This window comes from Guyparkeria sp. (assembly GCF_041687595.1).
In the GTDB taxonomy this organism is placed as follows: domain Bacteria; phylum Pseudomonadota; class Gammaproteobacteria; order Halothiobacillales; family Halothiobacillaceae; genus Guyparkeria.
Genome location: NZ_JAWLBP010000002.1, coordinates 37,003 through 42,601 on the forward strand (window position 1 = coordinate 37,003; position 5,599 = coordinate 42,601).

Annotated in this window: 8 protein-coding genes; 4 read left to right on the forward strand and 4 right to left on the reverse strand. The window is 65.9% G+C overall.

Features of this window, described 5'->3' with window-relative positions; all coding sequences use genetic code 11:
- Positions 1–238 precede the first annotated feature (238 nt).
- On the forward strand, positions 239–676 hold the full coding sequence (locus ACESL5_RS00710; RefSeq protein ID WP_372590858.1) for a DsrE family protein: 438 nt from the start codon (positions 239–241) through the stop codon (positions 674–676).
- Positions 677–790: 114 nt separating this feature from the next.
- Here the strand turns inward: ACESL5_RS00710 and scpB are convergent, their stop codons facing one another.
- The 4 genes from scpB to ACESL5_RS00730 are packed head-to-tail and all read right to left on the reverse strand — an operon-like array spanning position 791 to position 3,482.
- Entirely contained in the window at positions 791–1,351 is a 561-nt protein-coding gene (gene scpB / locus ACESL5_RS00715) for an SMC-Scp complex subunit ScpB (protein WP_372590859.1), read from the reverse strand.
- A gap of 17 nt (positions 1,352–1,368) precedes the next feature.
- A complete protein-coding gene (locus tag ACESL5_RS00720; RefSeq protein WP_372590860.1) occupies positions 1,369–2,208 on the reverse strand; it encodes a segregation and condensation protein A in 840 nt (279 codons plus the stop codon).
- Positions 2,195–2,854, reverse strand: coding sequence for a site-2 protease family protein (locus ACESL5_RS00725; protein ID WP_372590861.1), 660 nt, complete (start codon positions 2,852–2,854; stop codon positions 2,195–2,197). Before ACESL5_RS00725 ends, ACESL5_RS00720 begins: the two co-directional genes overlap by 14 nt.
- Position 2,855: 1 nt before the next feature.
- Positions 2,856–3,482, reverse strand: coding sequence for an L-threonylcarbamoyladenylate synthase (locus tag ACESL5_RS00730; protein ID WP_372590862.1), 627 nt, complete (start codon positions 3,480–3,482; stop codon positions 2,856–2,858).
- Between the two features lie 172 nt (positions 3,483–3,654).
- Between ACESL5_RS00730 and ACESL5_RS00735 the strand changes: the two genes are divergently transcribed.
- The 3 genes from ACESL5_RS00735 to ACESL5_RS00745 all read left to right on the forward strand — a co-directional run.
- Entirely contained in the window at positions 3,655–4,242 is a 588-nt protein-coding gene (locus ACESL5_RS00735) for a septation protein A (RefSeq protein ID WP_372590863.1), read from the forward strand.
- Between the two features lie 25 nt (positions 4,243–4,267).
- On the forward strand, positions 4,268–4,573 hold the full coding sequence (locus ACESL5_RS00740) for a YciI family protein (protein WP_372590864.1): 306 nt from the start codon (positions 4,268–4,270) through the stop codon (positions 4,571–4,573).
- 46 nt (positions 4,574–4,619) lie between these two features.
- On the forward strand, positions 4,620–5,599 hold a 980-nt coding region (locus ACESL5_RS00745), incomplete at its 3' end, for a peptidylprolyl isomerase (protein ID WP_372590865.1).

Below are 5,599 nucleotides of genomic sequence, written 5' to 3' on the forward strand. Positions count from 1 at the left end.
GCGAAGACCATCGAGGTCATGCTGCGCATCAAGCGCAACATCCTGCACGCCGAGCCCGCCCTGGAGGCCAGCCCGGCACGGGGCTGATCGTCGCGGGAGGGCTCCCGGACGACGACAACGAGAGGGCGTCACATTGGTGGCGCCCTTTTTCGTGGCCATCATCGCTCACCATGCGTGACCGGGGGCAACGACTACACTTCGAGTTCCACTGGGGCAGAAAACTTGAGGAGGATCCGAGATGCTTGCCATGATTCGACGTCTCGCCGCCATCGCGCTGCTCGCCGCGAGCCTGGCCACCCCGGCAATGGCCGAAGAAGACAAGCGCACGTTCTTCTACAACATCACCACTGACGACACCTGGGCGGCCGGCATGGCCGCCGGTCAGGCCAACAAGGCACTCGAGGCCGGTCACGACGTGGTGGTGTTCCTCAACGTGCGCGCGGTCTACCTCGCCTCCACGTCCCGGCAGCAGGACACCTTCGCCGCTGCGGGCGACACCCCGCAGGAACTCCTTCAATCGGCCATGGACAAGGGCGGGCGCGTGATCATCTGCCCGATGTGCATGAGCCAGGCCGGGATGAGCATGGACGACGTGATCGAGGGCGTCGAGCGTGGCGGGCCAGACGTAACCTTCGAGGCACTGAACGACCCCGACACCGTCGTGCTCAGTTACTGAGCCGCCACTCGCCACGACCGCGAGGCCGGGCGTGCCACAGGTGCCCGGCCTTTTTCTTGCCCGGGGCCATCGTCGTGTAACCGGAAGCATCCAGTGCTCACGGTGTCCGAGCGGTCAGACGTCGATATCGTCCTGGCCGGCCAGGCGTTCGAAGTCGGGCAACTCGTCGAGCGAATCGATGCCGAAGTCCTGCAGGAAGGCGCGCGTGGTACCCAGCATTTCCGGCCGGCCCGGCGTGTCACGGTAGCCGAGGCTGCGGATCCATCCCCGCTCGGTCAGCTGTTTCAGGATCTGCGGATTGACGGCCACTCCCCGGGCGGCCTCGATCTCGCCGCGAGTGATCGGCTGGCGCCAGGCGATCAGGGCCAGCGTTTCCAGGACCGCCCGGGTCAGCCGGGGCGTACGGGCCGGATCGCCGGCCTTGAGATAAGGGGCGAGCGACGCGCCGGCGACCAGCCGCCAGTGGGGAACCCCTTCCCGGGTCAGCCGATCCAGCTCGATGAAACGGTGCGTCTCGTAGCGGGCGGCCAGCCGGTCGAGGGCCGCCTCGATCAGGGTCGGGGCGGTCTCCTGTCCGACCATGGCGCCCAGCGTGTCCAGCGACAAGGAGTCAGGGTGTGCCAGCAGCAGGGCCTCGACCAGTTCGACCAGCCCCTCCGGCGGTTCTGGGGACATCTGTCGATCATCGTCCGTCATGCGTCTTCCTCCATGTCGACCGGCCCGGCCTCCACCCGGTAGAGGGTCACCGGACCGTAAGGTTCGTCCTGCTCCCAGTCGATCGCGCGGGTACGGGTGAGTTCGAGAATCGCCACGGTGCAGACCGCGATGCCCATGCGCCCTTCCTCCGGGCGGAAGAAGTCCGCCAGCGGACGTGGCTGGCCGGACTGCAGGGCGTCGAGGATCGCCGTCATGCGCTGACGGATGCTCAGGGGCTCGGCCCTTACGTGATGCGCCCGTTTGACGCTGCCCTCGCGTAGCAGACGCTTCATCGCACCGATCAGCCCGTCGAGGTCGGCCGGCACCGGCGCGGCCGGCAGGCTCGGCGGCGGATCGACCTCGAGTGCGAACCAGTCGCGATCCCGACGGGGTCGCTCGTCGAGCCAGCCAGCCGCGCGGGTGGTCCGTTCGTACTCGAGCAGACGCTCGACCAACTCGACCCGAGGGTCGAGCGGCTCCTCGTCGTCCTCACGCGGTTCGGGCGGCAGCAGCATCCGCGACTTGATCTCGGCAAGCCATGCGGCCATGAGCAGGTACTCGGCCGCCAGCTCGATCGCCATCGACTTCATCAGCTCGAGGTACTCCAGGTACTGCTCGGTCACCCGGGCCACCGGGATCTCGAGGATGTCGATGTTGTGCTTGCGGATCAAGTAGAGCAGCAGATCCAGCGGCCCCTCGAACTGCTCCAGCCAGATGGCGAGCGCGTCGGCCGGGATGTACAGGTCCAGCGGCAGCTGCTCCAGCGGCTGGCCGGAGACCCGCGGGGTGTCGTCCTCCCAGCGACGGGACGAGGCGGCCACGTCAGAGGAGCGCATGGATGAGCGTGTTGAACCAACCGATCAGGGTTCCCATGATCGGCAGGAGGATGGAGGAAAGCACACCGCTGACCAGCAGCACCACGACGATGGGCAGCCCCCAGGGTTCCAGCCGGCTCATCCGCTCCCCCCAGGCGGGCGGCAGTACGGATGCGAGCATGCGCCCGCCGTCGAGCGGCAGGATGGGAAGCAGGTTGAACACTGCCAGGATCAGGTTGATGAAAATGCCCACCTGCCCCATCAGGGCCAGCGGCTCGGCAAAGGGCATCCCGCCATCCAGACCCTTGAGGGCGACGACGGTGAGCAAGGCCCAGCCGATGGCCATCAGGACATTCACGCCGGGACCGGCGGCCGCCACCAGAAACATGCCCCGGCGCGGCTCCCGCAGCCGGGACGGGTTGATCGGCACCGGCTTGGCCCAGCCGAAGACGAACTGGGTGAACAGGTACATCAGCAGCGGCACGACAAGGGTGCCGAGCCAGTCGATGTGACGGATGGGGTTGAGCGTGAGGCGGCCGGCACGCTTGGCCGTGGGATCGCCCAGGGCATTGGCCACGTAGCCATGAGCGGCCTCGTGAACGGTTACCGCGAGCAGTATCGGCACGATACCGATCGCGATCTTCTGCAGTAGCGACAGCTCCAGCACGCTACTCGGCCAGTTCCGGCGGTACGCCGCCGAGTCCTTCGCGTTCCACGGTGAAGTCCTCGCCGGTCAGGTCGAGCACCGTCGAGGGCAGTTGCTCGCAGAATCCGGCCGAGGCAATCAGGTCCACCTGGCGCCTGACCGAATCCGGGAAGAGCTCCGGGTCGTCCAGCGGCTCGTCGATGTCCGGAATGGCCAGAGAGGCACTCAGGATGGGCGCGTCGAGCTGTTCGAGAATGGCGACCAGCACCCGGTGTTCTGGCATCCGCAGTCCGATCGACCGCTTCTTCTCGTGTAACAGCCGACGCGGCACCTCGCGGGTAGCCGGCAGGATGAAGGTGTAGGGGCCGGGGGTATGATTCTTCAGAAAGCGGAACTGGATGTTGTCGACCTTCGCGTAGACGCCCAGTTCGGACAGGTCGCGCACCGAGAGGGTCATGTGGTGTGGCCCGTCGTCACGACGGATGCGGGCGATGCGGGCGAGCGCGTCCTTGTCCTCGAGCCGACAGGCCAGGGCATAGCCGGAGTCGGTGGGAACGACAACCACCTGGCCCGCCGCGATGCCCTTCGCTGCCTGCGCGGCCAGACGGGGTTGGGGGGTTTCCGGGTGGATGTCTAGCGTTGTGGTCATGTTTCGACCCCTGATTGAACTGAGTTGGTCACACCTGCCCCGGCGCCCGCAGGCAGGCTCGGCGACACGTCGCGGATGGTCTGTCTCACACCCGTTCCCGGGCCCATGTTAGTGTACTGCAAGCGGATTGATACCCCCGACCCGACGGCACAGACCGGATACCGACATACCCATGAAATTCCTGTTCGACTTCTTCCCCATCCTGCTGTTCTTCGGGGCCTACCACCTCGAAGGCATCTACGTGGCGACGGCCGTGGCCATGGTCGCCTCGGTCGTACAGATCGCTGCCGGATGGCTGATGTGGCGCAAGGTCGAGCGGATGCACTGGATCTCGGCGGGGCTGATCGTGCTGTTCGGCGGCATGACACTGATACTGCACAACCCGCTGTTCATCATGTGGAAACCGACCATCCTCAACTGGCTGTTCGCACTGGTCTTCCTCGGCAGCGCCTACATCGGCAGCAAACCGCTCGTCCAGAGAATGATGGAACATGTCATCCAGGTCCCTCGCGAGATCTGGCACCGGGTCAACTGGGCCTGGGTGGGCTTCTTCGTGCTTTCGGGCGTAGCGAACATCGTGGTGGCCTACCAGTTCTCCGAGGCCTTCTGGGTCAACTTCAAGCTCTTCGGCCTGATGGGCATGACCTTCGTGTTCATGATCCTTCAGGGCCTGTACCTGGGCATGTACGCCGAACGCGCCGAGGTCGAGGCAGAGCAACAAGAGGCCCGTCCAGAAACGCACGATGCAGGCAAGGATTGAACTTTTCCGGGAGGATGGACGACCCATGCAATGGTTTATGATTTTCGCCAGCGACGTTCCCGACAGCGGCGAGCGGCGAGCGGCGCACAGAACGGCGCACCGTGAACGGATCGAGGCACTGGAATCCGAAGGTCGCCTCCTGACTGCCGGCCCGCTGCCGATCGACCCCTCCCGGCCGGAGAGCGGGCTCTCCGGCAGCCTGATCGTCGCGGCCTTCGAGACGCCCGAAGCCGCCCGGTCCTGGGCCGATGCCGACCCCTTCCGGGCAGCGGGCGTGTACGACTCGGTGGACGTGCGTCCCTACAAGCCGGTGTTCGGCCAGACATCCTGAGCACAACAAGAAAACGATCAAGACGAGAGACCAAAGGACAGCAAGCATGGAAAACAAGCGAATCACCACCCAACCCACACGCCTGGTCACTGCCATGGGCGGCAGCCTGCTGCTCGCCGCCGGCCTGCTGGCGGGCTGCGGCGGCGAGGAGGGCCCGAAATCGGCCCAGAAGACCCCGCTGGGCGTCGAACAGGCTAACGGGGCGGGCAGTGACTACATGGTCATCAAGGACGGGGAGATCGTGGCCCGCATCAATGGCAGCCCGCTCTACAAGGAAAATCTTCTGGTCGTGAAGGAGAACCTCGGCGCCGAAGTCCCCGAAGACCGACTCGTCAGCCGCATGGTGGAACTGCGCCTGCTGGCCGACAAGGCCCGCGAGCAGGGGCTGGAAGACGAACCCCGCACTCGGGCGCGAGTCCAGAACGCGATCGACAACCAACTCGCCAACGCCTACCTCACCCGCTACGTGGCCGAGGTCGAGATCAGCGAGGAGGACCTGCGCGAGGCCTACGAGGAGGTGGAAGCCGAGTACGCAGAGAACATCCAGCACCGCGCCCGCCATATCCTGGTGGAGAGCGAGGAACTGGCCCGTGACATCCTGGCTCAGCTCGATGACGGGGGGGCATTCGAAGAACTGGCCGGCGAACACTCGACCGATCCCGGCTCCGCCGAAGAGGGGGGCGATCTCGGCTGGTTCAACCTTGACCAGATGGTCGCACCCTTCGCCGAGATGGTCGAGTCTCTCGAGCCCGGACAGACGGCAGCCGAGCCGGTCGAGACCCGCTTCGGCTGGCACGTGGTCCGTCTCGACGACACGCGCCCGACCCCGGCTCCGTCCTTCGACGACCTGCGTCCGGAACTCGAGGAGCATGTCCGTCGCCAGGCGGTCAATGACATGATCTCCGAGTTGCGTGCGGACGCGAACGTCGAGATCCTCACGAGCGACGTCCGGTCTCTCGTGGATCGCGACGAAGATGGCGTAGCCGACGAGGCGGATGGCACCGGCGAAGCGAATGGCACGGGCGA